Source organism: Leptotrichia sp. HSP-342 (assembly GCF_041199995.1).
In the GTDB taxonomy this organism is placed as follows: Bacteria; Fusobacteriota; Fusobacteriia; order Fusobacteriales; family Leptotrichiaceae; genus Leptotrichia; species Leptotrichia mesophila.
In genome coordinates this window covers 530778-549411 of the sequence record NZ_CP165646.1, presented here as the reverse complement: position 1 = coordinate 549411, position 18634 = coordinate 530778, and the positions used below count along the sequence as shown (strand labels likewise).

The window sequence follows — 18634 nt, the reverse complement described above, 5'->3', positions numbered from 1 at the left end:
ATAGTAAAGATTTTACTATATAATAGGCTTTTTTTCAACTTTTCTTAAAAAAACTCAATAAACACATAAATACTTCAAGTTATTTCTTTTGTATTTCTCTATTTTTTAACAAGATCCCCTATATCTCAAAAAATAATTTTAAATATTTCTTTATATAATACTTCTTTGTTTCTAGCCTTCCTCTCTGTTTTCTTTCTATAATTTTCTCATTCTTTAATTTCTTTCTAAATTCATTATCATCAAGATACCCTTCCATCTTTTCTTTTAAATCCTTCTGGTTTCTTTTTACCTGAAGATAAAAATATTACTTCTTCTATTTTAATAATGTTTATTACTAATTCTTTCAGATTTTGGTCATTTTCTAATATTTTTGCCAGATTATTTTCTAAGATCAATTCGACAACCTATAGTTCAAAATTATAAATTGCACAAATTAACGAAAATCTCAGGGCAAATTTTCTTCTCTTCTTTCTGTAACGTGTAGACACTATCCTGGATTTCTTGATATACCTGTTCACATGCTCTATGTAGATTCTCCGCTTTGAAATAGTTGAATTGTATTTTCTATCTTCTTTAGTTAATTTATTCCTTTTTGTCGATTTTTCAGGTATCAAGCTATTACTGTGTATCTTATTCATACCTATGTATCCTTTGTTGGCAATTAAAAGTACATCTTTTAAAAGATGCACGTAGCTTTTGCAGAACAGCTTAAAGTCATGAACGCTTCCATGTGAAAATGAGACGTTAAGTATCCTCATATCTTTTTCGTCTGCCGCTATCTGAGCCTTTATCGTGTGCTTTTTCTTTTTTCCTGAGTAATATCTCCGCTGTTTTTTTAGGACGCTCAATCTCACATTCCGTAGTGTCAACCAGTACAACCTCTATCTCAGTGTCCCTGACAAGCTCCCTCTTTTTAGGCAAGGAAAACTCCCCGTTTTTATCAGTGTGTTCTCACCCTATTTAACACACTCACAGATGATACTTTTTTGCAACGACGTATTCAAAGGCAAGGTTGTCGAACAGGTCTAATATATAATAAAACCTATTTAAAACTGAACTATTTTATCAAACAAAACAGAAATAACCGTTTCTTTTATGAAAGGTCTCCTGTATCCTTCTTGAACTTTATCCAGCCATACAATATGCTGGAACTTATATTGAATTGAAATAACGTTTTTGTCTTTCCATTCTCAAAATAAAAATTTAAAATTCTTTTTCTGTAATTTTTTTGTATGCTGTAATATTATTATACCATATTTCTAGGACGTTTTTATATAAGTTTTGCTATAAATCACGACAAACACATGAAAAAAATCTGAAAAAAGAGATATAATATTACTGATGAAAGAAACTGATAAAAATGTCAGAAGATAGTCAAAATCTAAAAGAATTTTACTCAAATATAGAACAAGCGATAAACTTCAAAAATAAAATACAAGTTAAGTGACATTGTTGTAATTATTATTTTTGCTATACTTACAAATATTGAAAATTAAAGAATTTGAGAAATTGTATCTTAAAGCATTAAAAAGATACTTGGAGTTCCTTCACATGACTATTCAAAGAGTCATGCTACAATAGGCTTGAAATTATAGAAGTTTTTTTGACAAAATGGATGGAACTAAAAATTTCTGGGAAAGATAAAAAAATAAGAAGGATATTGAACATTAACGGGAATTTATCAAACAGGATGAAAAATAAAAACAATAGTTCATTAGATATAGCATCTACATATTCAAAAGAAGATGGGATATGCTATTCACAAGTAGCAACTGAAGGAAAAGAAAATGAGATAGAAGCGATATTACGCCTGCTTGATAAAATCTCAATAAAAGAATGCATAGCTACAATAGGAACTCAAAAAGAAATCATAAGAAAGATAGAGTAGAAGATGGGCATTTCTCTCTTCAAGTAAAAGGTAATCAGAATACTTCAAAAAAAGAAGCTATAATTACAAAGGATACAGAAAAAAATAAAGAACGAAAGAAAATATAGCCGGAAGAGAGAAAACAAGGGAATATTACTATACAAAAGAAATAAGGAATTGAAAGAAGTAGGGGAGATAGGTGTATCAATTTTAACCACGGAAGTAGACGGAAAAAACAGAAACAGAGAAGATACTAGATAATCAATATAACAGGAGGAGTAGAGGAATTTGTAAGAGCAGTAATAGTGAAGCCAATATAAAATGACCTAAAAATATAATAGTATTACGATATATGAAAAAGGTTATGGAAAAACAAAAACATCATTTCAATTCAACATAAATTCCAGAACATTGTATGGATAGATAAAATTTAAGAAAAAGACAGAAGATTTTTCATTAAGAAAATAGACATTGAACAAAAATGCAGCATATTTTAAGGAAATTAGCAATATCGACACTGGAACTGTCATTCAGAAAGAAATTTATCAGAAGGATAAAGATATATATTTGAAGGGAAGAGCAGATAAGAGATATAAATCAAACTGAATTCCTTTTTGAACAAAAAAATGGCGTCCCCGGTTGGACTTGAACCAACGACCCTCTGATTAACAGTCAGATGCTCTAACCAGCTGAGCTACGGAGACGCAAAGAAAAAAGTTTGGCAACTTCCTATTTTCCCGGGACGAATCCAAGTATCGTAGGCGCAGGCAGACTTAACTGCCGGGTTCGAAATGTGACCGGGTGTATCCCTGCCGCTATGATCACCAAACTATGTAAGATTAAATTGTATGAACTAAGACAATGAGAAATAAATAGTAGAAGTAAAAGACTACCTAAAAAGCATATGTAATATTAGTACCAGTCAGCTAAACGCATTACTACGCTTACACCTCTGGCCTATCGACCATGTGTTCTCCATGGATACTGCGAGTACTCATCTCAAAGCCGGCTTCCCGCTTAGATGCTTTCAGCGGTTATCCGTTCCAGACGTGACTACTCAGCCGTGCCACTGGCGTGACAACTGATACATCAGAGGTCTGTCCAACCCGGTCCTCTCGTACTAAGGTCAGATCTTTTCAGTACTCAAGCGCCTGCAGTGGATAGGGACCGAACTGTCTCACGACGTTCTGAACCCAGCTCGCGTGCCTCTTTAATGGGCGAACAGCCCAACCCTTGGGACCTTCTCCAGCCCCAGGATGAGACGAGCCGACATCGAGGTGCCAAACACTTCCGTCGATATGGACTCTTGGGAAGTATCAGCCTGTTATCCCCGGGGTAGCTTTTATCCGTTGAGCGACGGTCCTTCCATTCGGAACCGCCGGATCACTAACTCCCACTTTCGTGCCTGCTCGACCCGTCAGTCTTGCAGTCAAGCTCCCTTATGCGTTTACACTCTTAGGCTGATTTCCATCCAGCCTGAGGGAACCTTTGAACGCCTCCGTTACTCTTTGGGAGGCGACCGCCCCAGTCAAACTGCCCATCTAGCACTGTCTCCGTTTCCAGATTAGAATTCCGACGGCATATGGTTGGTATTCCAACAGCGACTCTGCCAAGACTGACGCCTTGGCTTCATAGTCTCCCAACTATCCTATACACATGCAGCCAGAACCCAATGCCAAACTACAGTAAAGCTCCACGGGGTCTTTCCGTCCTACTGCAGGTAGCCGGTATCTTCACCGGCATTACAACTTCACCAGGTCTCCAGCCAAGACAGCTCCCAAATCATTTCACCATTCGTGCAGGTCGGAACTTACCCGACAAGGAATTTCGCTACCTTAGGACCGTTATAGTTACGGCCGCCGTTCACCGGGGCTTCAATTTGAGTCTCTCAACCCTCCTCTTAACCTTCCGGCACTGGGCAGGTGTCAGCCCATATACGTCGCCTTTCAGCTTAGCATAGACCTGTGTTTTTGGTAAACAGTTGCTTGGGACTCTTCACTGCGGCCTGTTTCCCCTCAGGGTGTTTCTCCCATCAGGTATATCAGGCACCCCTTCTCCCAAAGTTACGGGGCCATTTTGCAGAGTTCCTTAGCTAGAGTTATCCTGTCGGCCTTAAGTTTCTCACTCTGTCCACCTGTGTCGGTTTACAGTACGGGCGCTGCTTCTCATCGATAGAAGTTTTTCTCGGCAGTGTAGGATCTGCAGCTTATGCAGATGCACTTACCCATCAGGTCTCACATTTAGGCATGCGGATTTTCCTGCATGCCCATGCTACGCCCTTAGAAAGGCTATTCCGTCAGCCTTCCCGCATACCTTCCTGCGTCACTCCGTCTCTCAGGCGATAACAGCGGTACAGGAATATTAACCTGTTTTCCATTCGCCATCACATTTTTGCTTATGCTTAGGTCCCGACTCCCCCAGGGCGGACAAACCTTCCCCTGGAAACCTTGGACTTCCGGCCGGCGGGATTCTCGCCCGCCTTCTCGCTACTCATTCCTGCATTCTCACTTCTGATACCTCCAAGACTGCCTTACGGCGTCTCTTCAACGGCCTACAGAACGCTCTCCTACCAGGCGTAAAAACGCCTCCGCAGCTTCGGTTTATGTCTTAGCCCCGTTACATCTTCGGCGCAGATACTCTCGACCAGTGAGCTGTTACGCACTCTTTCAAGGCATGGCTGCTTCTAAGCCAACCTCCTGGTTGTCTGTGAATATCCACCTCCTTTCCCACTTAGACATAATTAGGGACCTTAGCTGGCGGTCTGGGCTGTTCCCCTCTCGTCCGAGGACCTTGTCATCCACGGACTCACTCCTGACTATTAATATGCGGTATTCGCAGTTTGCTTGATTTCGGTAAGCAATACGCCCCCTAGACCATACAGAGCTCTACCCCCGCATATCTTAATATCAAGGCTGCACCTAAATGCATTTCGGAGAGAACGAGCTATCTCCTAGTTCGATTGGCTTTTCACCCCTAGACCTATCTCATCTCCCAACTTTTCAACGGCGGTGAGTTCGGCCCTCCACTGAGTCTTACCTCAGCTTCAGCCTGGACAGGCCTAGATCACTAGGTTTCGCGTCTATGACTAGCGACTTAATGCCCTATTAAGACTCGGTTTCCCTTCGGCTCCACTTTATTAACCTTGCCACTAATCATAACTCGCAGGATGATTAACCAAAATCCACGCAGTCACACATAAAGTGCTCCTACCGTTTGTAAGCACACGGTTTCAAATTCTATTTCACTCCCTTGCTCAGGGTTCTTTTCACCTTTCCCTCACGGTACTCTTCACTATCGGTCAACAGTAGTATTTAGCCTTGCGTGATATGGTCCACGCTGATTCACGCCAGATTCCTCGTGCCTGACGCTACTCGGGTGCTTCCAGTCACAGCATATGTTTTATGTTCTACAGGACTATCACCTTCTTTGGTCCAGCTTCCCAGCTGGTTCCACTTACACACATGCAGCTTAAACATTATGACAATCCGTTAATGGAAGTCCCTCAACCCCGTGCCAGCAACGCTGTCCGCTTGGCACTGACACGGTTTAGGCTCCTCCCTGTTCGCTCGCCGCTACTTAGGGAATCGTTTTTACTTTCTTTTCCTCCCGCTACTTAGATGTTTCAGTTCGCGGACTTACCGTTTTCACACATATCCTTCAGATATGTAGGTTTACCCATTCGGAAATCCAGGGATCAATAATTATGTGCATCTCCTCCTGGCTTATCGCAGCTTATCACGTCCTTCATCGGCTACTGTTGCCTAGGCATCCTCCGTGTGCCCTTATTAGCTTTTTCTCCAGAATAACTTTTACTCTAGTTTTATTGTAATCTTTTACCTACTATTCATTTCTCATTGTCCTAATATAAAACATAGAAGATATAAGAAGAAGCTGTGTTTATTTCTCCTTAGAAAGGAGGTGATCCATCCGCACCTTCCGGTACGGATACCTTGTTACGACTTCACCCCAATCACTATCCACACCTTAGATGCCTTCCTCCTTACGGTTGGACCAGCAGCTTCAGGTGCAGACAACTCTCGTGGTGTGACGGGCGGTGTGTACAAGACCCGAGAACGTATTCACCGCAGCATTGCTGATCTGCGATTACTAGCGATTCCAGCTTCATGAAGCCGAGTTGCAGGCTTCAATCCGAACTTGGACCGGCTTTCAAGATTCGCTCAGCGTTGCCGCCTGGCTGCTCTCTGTACCGGCCATTGTAGCACGTGTGTAGCCCAGATCATAAGGGGCATGATGACTTGACGTCATCCCCACCTTCCTCCTGCTCTTCGCAGGCAGTCTCACTAGAGTCCCCAACTTAATGATGGTAACTAACGATAGGGGTTGCGCTCGTTGCGGGACTTAACCCAACATCTCACGACACGAGCTGTCGACAGCCATGCACCACCTGTCTCTGCGTTCCCAAAGGCACTGCCCGCTCTCACGGGCATTCGCAGGATGTCAAGATCTGGTAAGGTTCCTCGCGTTGCGTCGAATTAAACCACATGCTCCACCGCTTGTGCGGGTCCCCGTCAATTCCTTTGAGTTTCAGCCTTGCGGCCGTACTCCCCAGGCGGATTACTTATCGCATTTGCTTCGGCACGGACACTCTTCATGCCCACACCCAGTAATCATCGTTTACAGCTAGGACTACCAGGGTATCTAATCCTGTTTGCTCCCCTAGCTTTCGCACTTCAGCGTCAGTTGCCGTCCAGTGAACTATCTTCATCATCGGCATTCCTGCACATATCTACGAATTTCACCTCTACTCGTGCAGTTCCGTCCACCTCTCCGGTACTCTAGCCCTGTAGTTTCCGGGGCAAGCCTGCGGTTGAGCCGCAGGTTTTCACCCTAGACTTACAGGGCCGCCTAGATGCCCTTTATGCCCAATAATTCCGGATAACGCTTGCGACATACGTATTACCGCGGCTGCTGGCACGTATTTAGCCGTCGCTTCTTCTGCAGGTACCGTCACTTTCTTCTTCCCTGCTGAAAGCACTTTACAATCCGAAAACCTTCTTCGTGCACACAGAATTGCTGGATCAGGGTTGCCCCCATTGTCCAATATTCCCCACTGCTGCCTCCCGTAGGAGTAAGGGCCGTATCTCAGTCCCCTTGTGGCCGTTCACCCTCTCAGGCCGGCTACCTATCATCGCCTTGGTAGGCCATTACCCCACCAACTAGCTAATAGGACGCAAGGCTCTCCTGCAGCGTCTCCTTTCATCAGGCTTGACATGCGTCAGCCTGACAATACCAGGTCTTATCAGTCGTTTCCATCTGTTATCCCTGTCTGCAGGGTAAGTTCCTTACGCGTTACTCACCCGTCCGCCTTGGCTAGTCTGTGCAAGCACAGCTTCGCCAAAGACTTGCATGTGTTAAGCATTCTGTCAGCGTTCATCCTGAGCCAGGATCAAACTCTTCATTCAATATATCATAAATATATTTTATTTCACCTTAGTTTTGACAAGTTCATATCTTACTCTACTAAAATATATACTCTTGACTTTTATTTTATCTATTACACATTATTGCTTCTTCTATTCTTATTTTCTATTGTCCTGTGATACCTTTTTCGTATCGACAAGATATATATTACCACAATCACTCCCTTTTGTCAACTACTTTTTTTGAATTTTTTGCAAAATTATTTTTATGGCGTCGCTTATATTTTTTATTTTACCCAATTCATTATCTGTGATCCATTTTGAGACATCGGTGTTTGTGTAGCCTAAAGATTCGAGAGCTAATTTCAAATCTTCTTTCATTGATATAATATGCGAAGTTGAAATTTCTGCTGTTATTAACTTACCATTTAATATATTGCTATTTTCTTCGATAGTTTCTATTATATCCAGTTTTTTCACTTTATCTTTTAAATCTAAAATTATTTTCTGAGCTTTTTTAATTCCTAATCCTGGAACTCTGGTAAAAATTTTTGATTCATTCTCTGTAACAATATCTATGATTTCTTTTAAATTAAATGTTGAAAGTATTGCAATTGCAAGTTTTGGTCCTACTCCGCTTATACTTACCAGCGCTTTGAACAGTTCACGCTCATTTTGTGTTTTGAAGCCATACAAAGATATATCGTCTTCTTTAACATTTGTATAAATGTATAACTTTTCTATATCTCCTATTTTGTCTATTTTCTCAAATGTTTTTAAAGAAATATTAATCTTATAAGCTAGTCCATTTACATCTATAGCAACGTAATCAATTTTTTTTACTGTTAATTTTCCAGAAATATATTCAAACATTATTCTCCTTTTTTTACTAAAATTTATTATTTTATAGGATTACTATAATCTTATTAGTTCCACTTTCTGTATGTTTTCTTCTAAGAACATAATTCCTATTTTTTTAAATTTTTCCTTACCATCCGTAACATAATATTTTACTTTTTCATTAGGAGCATCATTTTTTAATAATTTTTCTTTTTTAAGAATGTCTTTTAAATCTAATGCAGTTTCTTTTGCTGGATCTACTATTTCTATATCAGGATATAATTTATTAATTGCATCTTTTAAAAGTGGATAATGAGTACATCCCAATATTAATGTATCAATTTTTTCTTTAAAATCATCAAGATAAGTCTTTATTATCTGATTTACCAATTTTCCACTCAAAATTCCTTCTTCTACTGCTGGAACAAAAAGTGGACATGCTTTTTGGAAGATTTCTACATCTATTCTATAGTGTCTTATTTCTTCTTCATATTTACCAGATTTTATGGTTGCTTTTGTCCCTATAACTCCTATTTTTCTATTTTTTGTCGTATTTATTGCCGTTCTTGCTCCAGCTTCTATCACTCCGATAATCGGTACTTTAAAAATTTCTTTCAATTCTTTCAAGGCAAGTGCTGTAGCAGTATTACAAGCAACTACGATAGCATTTACCCCTTTTTCTAGTAAAAATTCAACTATTTCCTTCGAATATCCGATTATAAGCTCCTTCGTCTTTTCGCCATAAGGAACTCTTGCTGTATCTCCAAGATAATATATCCTCTCATTTGGCAATACTTTCCTGATTTCCTTTAAGACTGTAAGTCCACCAATTCCTGAATCAAATACACCGATAGACATTTTAGTCTCCTTTCTCTTCTTTTAGGATTAAAAAAGTCTAATTTTGATTAAAATTAAACTATGATAAACAAACTTAGTTTATATTATTTCATAATCAATTCTCCGCTGTAAGTCAATGTTCCATCAGTTGCAATGTATGTTCCTACGATTTTTCCACGACTTTCCTTAGTAATCCCGGAATTAAGATTTACTGAATAAGTTAGATTTGGTCGCTCAGTTGCTGTTATTTCTACATCCTTTGTTGGATAAAGATTATACTTAACATCTTCTATTGTCGCTGTAGCCACGACATCATTCTTATTTATTATTTTCATTTTTTTACCAGCTGAATTGTTATGATTTTTTCCAAAAATCATATTAAAAAATTGCTCTACCTTATTATTTCCTTTAGAATTTTTACTAGTCTCTGCGCTACTAGTATCATTGTTTTCAACATGTCTTGTGTTATTATTATTCATACTTGTTTTTCTTACATGTCCATTGGCATAATAATCATTTATTTCCTTGGCTCCAATAGCGTTTCTATCCTTTGCTCTGTTTGAGCCAAGAATAATAGCAATCATTCTATCATTACCTCTGTTTGCAGTTAAAACTATATTGGAACCAGCAGCATTATGATAACCTGTTTTTATACCGTCTACTCCTAGCACATTTCCTAACAAACTATTTGTGGAAGTTACTTTTGTATTTCCATTATCTACATAATCTGTCTTGTTTTTTGAAAAATTTAAATATTCACTATAGTCTTTTAATGTTATTTGAGCAAGCTTATATAGGTCTTTTGCATTTCCTTGATCCATACATGAACCTGTATAACTAGGTGGCAACCCATGTGGAGAGCAGTATCTCAATGAATTTAATCCATAGTTTTTTGCCTTCTCATTCATCGAATGTACAAAATTTGGTACATTTCCTCCTACGTATTCAGCAAGTGCATACGCTGCATTATTTGATGACTTTATAATAGTCGCTTTTAATAAATCCCTTACTGTATATTGTTTTCCAGCTATAAGCTTTATTCCATATGGAACTGAAGCCGCTTTTGATGAAACTGTCACTTTGTCATCATATGAAATTGTTCCATCTTTTATTTTATCCAATGTTAAGATTGATGTCATAATTTTGGTTACCGATGCCAAAGGCCTTATAGCCAAACTGTTATCTTCCTTTACAATATTTCCATTAACATCTCCAATCAAAAGTGATTTATAATCATAATAATCTTCTCCATTGGAAAATGATAGAGCTGAAACTGTCAAAAATGCTACAGCCATAACTATTTTTTTACTTTTTTTGCCAATTTTTAATTTTTTTTTCATTTTTATTCCTTTTAACCTCTTTCCATTATCTAAATAATAAATTTAACTAAAGTGTATTTTAACACTTATATATTAGTTTTTCATTTGTAATTTTCTTGATACACGACAAACGCATGAATATTTTAAACTATTTCTTTATATTTATCCATTTTTTTTTACAACAGCATTTCTATATATCAAAAAATAATTTTAAGTATCTTCTTATATTATCTCTTTATCCTTCTGCTAAATTTCTTTCTGAACGGCAGCTCTTCCAGTATTGAGATTGCTAATTTCCTTAGAATATTTAAGTTTCTTGCTGCATTTTTGTTTAATGTCTTATTTGCATCTTCTCTGAATGTCACATCCAGTATCCAGTGATAGCTTTCTATTGCCCATGTCCTCTTACTGCTCTTACAAATTCTTCCACTCCCCCTGCTATATTCGCTATGTAATACCTTTTCTGTTCCTGCTTTTTTCCATTTTCTTCTGTTGTTAAAATTGATGCACCTATCCCTTTTACTTCCTTCCATTCCTTATTTCTTTTAATAAGCCATTCTGTTTCTTCAGTATAGTAATATTCCCTAGTTTCCAGTCGACCCCTTTGCTTTTCTGTTTTCCTGCTGTACATTCCTTCTTTCTTTAATTTTTTTCTGAATCCCTTGTTAGCAAAGTAATATTCTATATCTTCTTTTAAAGTCTTCTGGTTCCCTTTTACCTGGAAACAGAATAGCCCTTCTTCTTTCCTATCTTTTTTATGATTTCTTTCTGAGTTCCTATCGCATCTATTGTAACTATACATTCCTTTACTAAGATTTTATCAAGCAAACGTAATATCGCTTCTATTTCATTTCCTTTTCCTTCAACCGCCACTTGTGAATAGCAGATTCCATCTTCTTTGGAATACGCAGATACTATGTCTAATGGGCTGTTGTTTTTATTCTTCATTCCGTTTAAAAATTTCCCATCAATATTCAATATTTTTCTTATTTTTTTATCTTCCCCAGAAATTTTTAACTCCATCCATTTTGTCAAAAGAACTTCTGTAACTTCAGGCTCTATTGTAGCCATGACTCTTTGAATAGTATCATGCGAAGGAACTCCGTTTGGCAGCTCCAAGTATCTTTTTAATGTTTTAAGATACAGTTTCCCAAATTCCTCAACCTCTTCCCGATATTCAACATTCGCAAGTATACCAAAAAGAGTAATCACAACAATGTCACTTAACTTGTGTTTTATTTTTGAAGCCTATCGCTTGTCCTCTATTTGAGTAATATATATTAACAATTCTTTTAGATTTTGGTTATTTTTCGACATTTTTACCAGCTTCTTTCATAAGATATCTCAGTAATATTATACCTTTTTTTTAGATTTTTTCATGCGTTTGTCGTGGCCTATGGATATTAGAGTTAATATCTCCGAATCATCGCCTGTTAGAGTAATTAGCAAATTATTGGAGGGATTAGACTATAGATTTTTAATGCAAGTATACTCTAAAATAAAGGTCGTAAGCGAAAAATTGAAGCCAGCAAAATGTTTTTTATCATTGCATATGCCATGTTGGACGGTGTTAACACTACTAGAGCTACAGAGAAAAATTGTAGGGAAAATATTAATTACATGTGGATCCTTAGAGGAAGTTCTGCCCCTGATCATAATACGGTTGCCAGATTTATCTCCAGCTGTAAAATAGAAATTGAAGATAATGCAAATAAATATACATTTGTGTGGAAGAAGGCAATTAATAAATTTTATGAAAAATTAAAAATTAAGGTAAATAATCTCCGATATTTATGAAATAAGAGAGCATCTGGAAAAAGAAATCTTAGACAGGGATATTGAATTTGTTTCCTAATCCTACGGATGTAAGAACGCTTGTTCCATTTTTATCAGTATTGGAAAGTAAAAACTTGAAATTTGAAAATATTGTTGCAGATGCAGGATATAAAAGCGAAGAGAACTATGAATATCTTTTTAATAATAACTATACTCCATATATAAAGCCACAAAATTATGAAAAACAAAAAACCCGAAAATTTAAGCAGGATATTTCAAGGGCAGAAAATATGTCATTTAATGAAGAAACAGATACGTATACATGTGCAAATAATAAGAAACTTGAATTCAAATATATTTCAAAACGAAAAAATAAAAGCGGACATATATCGGAAAAGAAAGTATACGAATGTAATAAGTGTGAGGGATGTCCTTTTGCAGAAAAATGTAAAAAGACATCTCATAACAAAAAACTTTATGTAGCTGATAATTTTTTAAGATATAGAAAACAGTCACAGGAAAATATAGCAACAGAAAAAGGGATAATACTTAGAATGAATAGAAGCATTCAGGTTGAAGGAGCATTTGGAGTGTTAAAACAGAACATGAAATTCAAACGCTTTAAATACCGTGAAATATCTAAAACTAAAGTTGAAGCTATACTGTTTGCTATTGGCTATAATTTAAGAAAATATATTCATAAAAAGGTACAGAGACGTGAAGGCATGAAACTTCATAAATTAGTTGTTAACTAGACTTTAAGAGAAGTAAGGATCTCTAATTTTTTAGTGCAGTTTTTCTTTGATCAGAAAAAATTCTAATCAGATAACTGCAAAAAATTAGAGAGTTTTTAATTTGGACAAAAAAATAGAAGGTGAACTCAAAATTTTAGTCATTTTGAGACAGCTCCTTTTTCATTAATAACTGTTATATAATATAGTGAATATACAACGTTGAAGCTCTGATTTTGTAGTACAACACTAGTCCAATTAACAAGGTAAACGGTTATTTTCTCAAGCTTTTAAAAAGATATAGTAAAATTATAGCAATTTTGACAGTTCCAGAAAAATTATCTCAAAATACCATATTATTTGGCTTGATAGCAATAATAGTATAAAAAAAAGCCGAATAGAAATTCGGCTGATTTTTTGTATAATATATTTATGACAAACATTACACAAAATAAACTGAAATATATTTTCAGTAACAACAATATTTTACTAGATTCCTTAAAATTTTGCAAGAAAAATAATATTGGCGACAGTCACCTTGAATATATTAAACTTTCCATTGATACATTTCTTGCCTGCAGGGATATTTCAAAAGGTTTTGTCAAGTTCAAACGTCCTCTCTGTCCTGTTACACATTTGTTCCCTATTACCTGCAAGTCTAAGCTCTGCCCTTCTTGTGGTTACAGGTATTCTATGACATGGTCTGAAAATATTCAAAAACATATTCTCGATATCGAACACCGGCATGTTCTTTTTACTGTCCCTGAAGAATGCAGAAAGTTCTTCTTTTATGACAGATCCCTTCTGTCAAAACTTTCTACTGCTGTTAACCAGGTATTCAAGTTCGTCTTTCACAATATCAGCAGGAAAAGAAAAAGAAAAAACAAAATTTCTGAACATTCCAAATATTACTTTACTGATTCCGATATTGTACATTACGGTCTCATTTCTGTCATTCATACTTTTGGCAGGGACTTGAAATGGAACCCTCATGTTCATGCCATTGTTTCATTAGGAGGATTCAATAAAAATCTTGAGTTCAGGAAAATGAGATACTTCAACGTTGACACTATTGCCGGGCAATGGAAATACCTCCTTAAAATTATTGAAAACGGAAGCTATCCCAGCAAGAAGATTGAGAAAGACGCTAGAAATACTGCTACGAAGCTTTACAAGGAAAACAGAAGGTTTTTCTTTAACGTTGGAAATGGCGATATTAACAGCACAAAAGGCATTATCAAATATCTTGGACGATACCTTGCACGTTCCCCCATTGCTGAATACAAGATTACTGATATTACTGACAAGGAGGTTACTTTCTTTTTTAATGACCTGGCTAATGATAAAAAGAAAACTTACATTACTATGCCTTCTGAGAGATTTGTTTCCCATATTTTAATTCATCTGCCTCCTAAAAACTTTAAGATGGTAAACCGCTACGGATTTTATTCAAGACATATTTCTGACAGGCTTAAAGAGGCAATTGATGCTTTCAGGAAAAACATTGCCGTATTAAGATATTCATTTTATCAAAGGCAGATGTACAAGACTTTCGGGATGAATCCTTTTTACTGTCCAGTATGCAAGGTTAAAATGATTGTATGGGAATTTTATCATTACAGATATCCGCCCCTCAAAAAATACTATTAATATTTTATTAATCCAACTAGGTTGGATATTTTGTTGTAGACATTTATATATTTGTTTGACAAAAGAAGAGTAAAAGAGGCTGATGCCTCTTTTAAAATTATCAAATCTATCAGTAAATAACTAAAAAATATGAATTTAATTTCCTTATAAATTAAAAAGGAGTTGAAGAACAAACTCTTTTTTAGCTAAAAAGTCAGTAAAAATGGGGATAAAATATACATAAGTAACCAACATCGAAAAATAATTAAAATAGCCTTTATTTTATAGACATTTATTATCATTTTACAAACTAAAATAAAAAATCTAGCTATAGTATAAAAATTGATTATCTTAAATATAGATAATCTTTTTTTATTAATTCCAAAATTAAAAACTCAAACTTATATCAATTTGGTAGAATTATCTTAATCTAGGCATTTATCCAAAAGAATTTTTAACAAACGCCACAAGGCTAATACTAGGTTATACGATGGATTGATAAAGCTGTATTAGATAAGTCATCCCTATAAGCATAGCACCATTTTCTTGATTCTACTTAGTATGGCTATGAAATACAAATAATTTTTTTTGAGAAAATTAGCAACCATTAATTTAACCTGTTTATCAATTGTTAAAAAAATTTTAAATTTTTGTTGTAAAAGTACAACAAATAATGTATAATTAAATTGCAGATAGGAGACTAGACTGTATATCTGTGTAACTGAATGAAAGTTTAAGCGTTATGTAAGAACGCCAGCCACAGAGCCACTATTATAGTGGTGTTTTTTTATACATAATTTTTAGATAAATTAATACAGATAAAAGGAAGATAATATATAAAGAATACTGTATAAATAATGGTATGAAAGAAAGGAGTACATTTATGGTTTATATTAATGATAAAGAAGTATCTAAAAAGGAACTGAACAGGATAAGCAAAAGAATAGTTGAAAATGCTGAAACTATTGAGGATTTGCAGAAATTATCAGATTTTAGGGCTGAACACTCAAAAATAATAAAAAGTTTTGTATGGAGCTTGAGAAGTATTATAAATAACAAGAAAATAAAATTATCGAATAATAGAAATTCAATAATTATTTCTCAAAGATTAAAAAGGTTGCCATCAATAATAGGGAAACTTAAAAGATTTCCAGAACTACGATTGGGAAGAATGCAGGACTTGGCAGGAGCAAGAATAATATTGCCTAATATAAAGGATACAGAGGAAGTGGCAAATTACTTAAAAAATAAAGTTTATAAACAAAAAGACAAGAATAATTTTTTATTTATTAGGGAAAAAAATTATATCTTAGAGCCAAAAGAGGACGGCTACAGGTCAATACATCAGATATTTAAGTATCAAGGGAAAAAGGAAAAGAGGCTTGAAGGGTATCAGATAGAATTGCAGATAAGAACGAAGTTACAGCACCAATGGGCTACTTCAGTTGAAATAATAGACAGCATAAAACAGCAATCTTTAAAGACAGGTGGGGGAGACATTTATTATAGGGAATTTTTTAAATTATCAAGTAAACTGATAGAATACATTGAATTGAACAAAGATATTTCAGAAATTTCAAAAGAGCTGGATAGGTTAAGAGAACTAAATAGGGAATTTAATATACTGAAAACTTTAAGCAGTTTACGAGTTATAACCAAACGGCTTGAGGAAATCACAGGAGAAGGCTATTTGATATTGATATTGGATTATAAGGGCAATAGCATAAGATATATTCAAGTACCTGAAGAAAATATAAGTCGAGATTATTTGATGTATGAACGTGAATACAAAGAGGACACAAATAACGTTGTATCAGTATCGGTTGAGAACTTAAAAAACTTACGAAAAGCGTACCCAAATTATTTCCTAGACGCAAGAGAATTTGTTACAACAATAGGTAAATATATAAATAATACAGAGGAATAAAAAAATTAAAATCACGGTTATAAATTGAGCTCTGATTTTTTCTTAAAATTATTTTCTAAAAATAAAAAAAACAATTAGTATAGTTTTGGTAGACTTTTTCATTTCAAGGCAAGTATTTATCCAAAAAATTTTTTAACGAACGCTACAAGGCTGTTACACGGATATACGAGCGAATAACAAAAGGGCCTCACTCAAAAAAGCAGGCCCAAATTTAAAATCTATTTTTAGAAAACACATCACTATTTTCTTAATTTTATTTTTATAGCTTTAAATATAATAAATTTTATTTAAACTTTTCTTTAAAAAAGGCATTTTGAATCTTATTGAACAAATCCTCTTTTTCTTCAAAATCTATATTTTCATTATTAAAAAACGATATAATGGATGATTCTAAATTATTGGAATCTTTATTTATACCGTATAATATGTATTCAGGCGAAACGTTGTATAAGTTGGATAGTCTAATTAGACTTTCACTATTTATTTTTCTTTCGTTATTTTCATATCTTGAAATAGCTCCAGCAGATGATTTTATATTTTTAGCCACTTCCTCCAAAGAAAATTTGTACTTTTCTCTCAAACTCTTTAATCTTTTTCCTACATTTTCCATAGTAATTCTCCTTTAAAATCAATAAATTTTACCATAAAATTGATATTTTATCAATTTAATTGAAACGATACTGATAAATTTTATTTTTATGGTATATTTATTTTACCGATTAATGAATAAAAAAAGGAAAAACTTGACAAATACTCTTTAAAATATTAAAATTAAAGTATGATAGTAAAGGTAGTGATAATATGTTGGAAATTACAAATGATAAATTAAATAATTTTTTTGAAAATAATACTGTAATAACGGTTAAGGAAGCAGAAAAAATTGGTATAAAAAGGCAGACACTTTCTAATCTATGTAAAAAAGGGATTTTAGAGAGAGTAAAGCAAGGGGTTTATCAGAAAAGTGATACAATCACAGATGAATTTATGAAAATACAAAAAAATAATAATGTGATTTTTTCAAATACGACTGCTCTATATTTTCATAATTTAACAGATAAAGTACCAAATACAATTTCAATAACAGTTCCACAAGGTTACAATGTTTTACATATTACGAAAAAATTTAAAAATTTGAAAATTCATTATGTGAAAAAAGAAATATTTGAAAGTGGAAAAATTGAAACTTTGAGTAAAATGGGGGCTAAAATTTATATTTATGATAAAGAGAGAACGATATGTGATATTATAAAAAATAAAGAAAAAATTGATGTAGATGTGTTTTCAAAGGCACTAAAATTATTTTTTAAAGATAAAGATATAAAAGTAAGAAAATTAATAAAATATAGTAAAGAATTGAAAACTGAAAAAAAAGTAAGAGAATATTTGGAGATTTTGATATGACATCAGAAAAGTTAAAAGGGAAAATAAAAAGTTTTTCAGAAAAAAATGATTTGAAAGCACAGGAAGTATTGCAAATGTATTTTTTTGAAAGATTTTTGGCTCGATTGGAAAAATCAAAATATAGAGCGAATTTTATAATAAAAGGTGGATTTTTAATTTCATCAATTATTGGTATACAAAATAGAACAACGATGGATATTGATACGACGATAAAAGGACTTCCAGTAAAAGAAGAAATTATTAAAGAAATAGTATTAGAAATTTTAAATATTGAAGTAAATGATGGAATAGAATTTGTATTGGGAAAAATAGAAAATATAAGAGAAATATCTGAATATGAAAATTATAGATTACATTTGACAGCAAATTTTGAAAAAATAAAAAATCCATTAAAAATTGATATTACAACAGGAGATGTAATAATTCCATCAGAAATAGAATATTCATACGAAACAATATTTAAAGAAAAGTTAAATATCTTAGTTTATTCATTAGAAACATTGATTGCTGAAAAGTATGAAACTATAATAAAACGAAATATTACAACGACGAGATTGAGAGATTTTTATGATATTTATATGATTTTTAAATTGAAAAATGATAAGATAGATGTAAATAACTTAAAACAAGCAATTTGGGAAACGGCAAAAAATAGAAATTCAATAGAAGAAATATTAGAAAGCAAGGAAATTTTAGAAGACGTTAAAAATGATGAATATTTGAATAAACAATGGAATATTTATAAAAATGAAAATAAATATGTTGATAATATACAATTTTCTGAAATTTTGAAATTACTAAATAAAATAGCAGATATTGTACAAGAATAGAATAACTCCATTATTTTCCTAAATTTTTCATAATAATTCTACTTTAAAATCAATAAATTTAATCATATAATTGATATTCTATCAATTTAATTGAAG

The 18634-nt window shown here is 34.1% G+C and carries 14 protein-coding genes, 1 tRNA gene, 3 rRNA genes and 2 pseudogenes; 8 read left to right on the top strand and 12 right to left on the bottom strand.

The window, feature by feature from the left end:
- Positions 1-118 precede the first annotated feature (118 nt).
- Together AB8B23_RS02695 and AB8B23_RS02690 are read right to left on the bottom strand one after the other, a co-directional pair.
- Positions 119-256 (bottom strand): hypothetical protein, encoded by a 138-nt coding sequence (locus AB8B23_RS02695; RefSeq protein ID WP_021743325.1) that lies wholly within the window; start codon positions 254-256, stop codon positions 119-121.
- A gap of 148 nt (positions 257-404) precedes the next feature.
- Complete coding sequence (locus AB8B23_RS02690) at positions 405-869, bottom strand: transposase family protein (protein ID WP_369713290.1); 465 nt, start codon at positions 867-869, stop codon at positions 405-407.
- Positions 870-1603: 734 nt separating this feature from the next.
- On the opposite strand from AB8B23_RS02690, the gene AB8B23_RS02685 reads away from it, so the two are divergent.
- Complete coding sequence (locus AB8B23_RS02685; RefSeq protein WP_369713032.1) at positions 1604-1888, top strand: hypothetical protein; 285 nt, start codon at positions 1604-1606, stop codon at positions 1886-1888.
- A gap of 450 nt (positions 1889-2338) precedes the next feature.
- Complete coding sequence (locus AB8B23_RS02680) at positions 2339-2473, top strand: hypothetical protein (RefSeq protein WP_021745040.1); 135 nt, start codon at positions 2339-2341, stop codon at positions 2471-2473.
- A 21-nt stretch (positions 2474-2494) separates the two neighbouring features.
- Here AB8B23_RS02680 and AB8B23_RS02675 read toward each other — a convergent pair.
- The 9 genes and pseudogenes from AB8B23_RS02675 to AB8B23_RS02635 form a co-directional block, all read right to left on the bottom strand.
- Positions 2495-2571, bottom strand: a tRNA-Asn gene (locus AB8B23_RS02675).
- A 12-nt stretch (positions 2572-2583) separates the two neighbouring features.
- Positions 2584-2696 (bottom strand): 5S ribosomal RNA (gene rrf / locus AB8B23_RS02670).
- A 63-nt stretch (positions 2697-2759) separates the two neighbouring features.
- Positions 2760-5663 (bottom strand): 23S ribosomal RNA (locus AB8B23_RS02665).
- A gap of 115 nt (positions 5664-5778) precedes the next feature.
- A 16S ribosomal RNA gene (locus AB8B23_RS02660) occupies positions 5779-7290 on the bottom strand.
- The 16S, 23S and 5S rRNA genes sit together here with 1 tRNA gene alongside, the layout of an rRNA operon.
- Before the next feature lie 192 nt (positions 7291-7482).
- A complete protein-coding gene (gene ruvA / locus AB8B23_RS02655) occupies positions 7483-8121 on the bottom strand; it encodes a Holliday junction branch migration protein RuvA (RefSeq protein WP_021742961.1) in 639 nt (212 codons plus the stop codon).
- A 42-nt stretch (positions 8122-8163) separates the two neighbouring features.
- On the bottom strand, positions 8164-8946 hold the full coding sequence (gene murI, locus AB8B23_RS02650; RefSeq protein WP_021742960.1) for a glutamate racemase: 783 nt from the start codon (positions 8944-8946) through the stop codon (positions 8164-8166).
- Between the two features lie 83 nt (positions 8947-9029).
- On the bottom strand, positions 9030-10265 hold the full coding sequence (locus tag AB8B23_RS02645) for a D-alanyl-D-alanine carboxypeptidase family protein (protein WP_021742959.1): 1236 nt from the start codon (positions 10263-10265) through the stop codon (positions 9030-9032).
- Positions 10266-10471: 206 nt separating this feature from the next.
- Positions 10472-10609, bottom strand: a complete 138-nt coding sequence (locus tag AB8B23_RS02640; RefSeq protein ID WP_369713289.1) for a hypothetical protein — start codon at positions 10607-10609, stop codon at positions 10472-10474.
- A 23-nt stretch (positions 10610-10632) separates the two neighbouring features.
- A pseudogene (locus tag AB8B23_RS02635) lies at positions 10633-11483 on the bottom strand (ISAs1 family transposase).
- Positions 11484-11759: 276 nt separating this feature from the next.
- Here AB8B23_RS02635 and AB8B23_RS02630 point away from each other — a divergent pair.
- From AB8B23_RS02630 to AB8B23_RS02615, 4 genes and pseudogenes are all read left to right on the top strand, one after another.
- Positions 11760-12041, top strand: a pseudogene (locus AB8B23_RS02630) (transposase); the annotation flags it as partial.
- Between the two features lie 41 nt (positions 12042-12082).
- The gene (locus AB8B23_RS02625; protein ID WP_369713288.1) at positions 12083-12775 is read left to right on the top strand and encodes a transposase; all 693 of its coding nucleotides are present in this window, start codon (positions 12083-12085) and stop codon (positions 12773-12775) included.
- Positions 12776-13183: 408 nt separating this feature from the next.
- Positions 13184-14401 (top strand): IS91 family transposase, encoded by a 1218-nt coding sequence (locus tag AB8B23_RS02620; protein ID WP_369713287.1) that lies wholly within the window; start codon positions 13184-13186, stop codon positions 14399-14401.
- Positions 14402-15263: 862 nt separating this feature from the next.
- A complete protein-coding gene (locus AB8B23_RS02615) occupies positions 15264-16307 on the top strand; it encodes a hypothetical protein (protein ID WP_369713286.1) in 1044 nt (347 codons plus the stop codon).
- A gap of 283 nt (positions 16308-16590) precedes the next feature.
- Here AB8B23_RS02615 and AB8B23_RS02610 read toward each other — a convergent pair whose 3' ends face one another.
- Positions 16591-16917 (bottom strand): helix-turn-helix domain-containing protein, encoded by a 327-nt coding sequence (locus AB8B23_RS02610; protein ID WP_369713284.1) that lies wholly within the window; start codon positions 16915-16917, stop codon positions 16591-16593.
- A gap of 191 nt (positions 16918-17108) precedes the next feature.
- On the opposite strand from AB8B23_RS02610, the gene AB8B23_RS02605 reads away from it, so the two are divergent.
- Both AB8B23_RS02605 and AB8B23_RS02600 read left to right on the top strand, forming a co-directional pair.
- A complete protein-coding gene (locus AB8B23_RS02605; protein ID WP_369713283.1) occupies positions 17109-17708 on the top strand; it encodes a type IV toxin-antitoxin system AbiEi family antitoxin domain-containing protein in 600 nt (199 codons plus the stop codon).
- Entirely contained in the window at positions 17705-18538 is an 834-nt protein-coding gene (locus tag AB8B23_RS02600; RefSeq protein ID WP_369713282.1) for a nucleotidyl transferase AbiEii/AbiGii toxin family protein, read from the top strand. The genes AB8B23_RS02605 and AB8B23_RS02600 overlap by 4 nt, the downstream gene beginning before the upstream one ends.
- Positions 18539-18634: the final 96 nt, after the last annotated feature.

What these genes read in the sequence shown, in the direction of transcription:
- AB8B23_RS02605 (WP_369713283.1), top strand. Translation starts at nt 17,109, where the DNA reads ATGTTGGAAATTACAAATGATAAATTAAATAATTTTTTTGAAAATAAT.
- AB8B23_RS02615 (WP_369713286.1), top strand. Translation starts at nt 15,264, where the DNA reads ATGGTTTATATTAATGATAAAGAAGTATCTAAAAAGGAACTGAACAGG.
- AB8B23_RS02610 (WP_369713284.1), bottom strand. Translation starts at nt 16,917, where the DNA reads ATGGAAAATGTAGGAAAAAGATTAAAGAGTTTGAGAGAAAAGTACAAA.
- AB8B23_RS02645 (WP_021742959.1), bottom strand. Translation starts at nt 10,265, where the DNA reads ATGAAAAAAAAATTAAAAATTGGCAAAAAAAGTAAAAAAATAGTTATG.
- murI (WP_021742960.1), bottom strand. Translation starts at nt 8,946, where the DNA reads ATGTCTATCGGTGTATTTGATTCAGGAATTGGTGGACTTACAGTCTTA.
- AB8B23_RS02620 (WP_369713287.1), top strand. Translation starts at nt 13,184, where the DNA reads ATGACAAACATTACACAAAATAAACTGAAATATATTTTCAGTAACAAC.
- AB8B23_RS02600 (WP_369713282.1), top strand. Translation starts at nt 17,705, where the DNA reads ATGACATCAGAAAAGTTAAAAGGGAAAATAAAAAGTTTTTCAGAAAAA.
- ruvA (WP_021742961.1), bottom strand. Translation starts at nt 8,121, where the DNA reads ATGTTTGAATATATTTCTGGAAAATTAACAGTAAAAAAAATTGATTAC.
- AB8B23_RS02695 (WP_021743325.1), bottom strand. Translation starts at nt 256, where the DNA reads ATGGAAGGGTATCTTGATGATAATGAATTTAGAAAGAAATTAAAGAAT.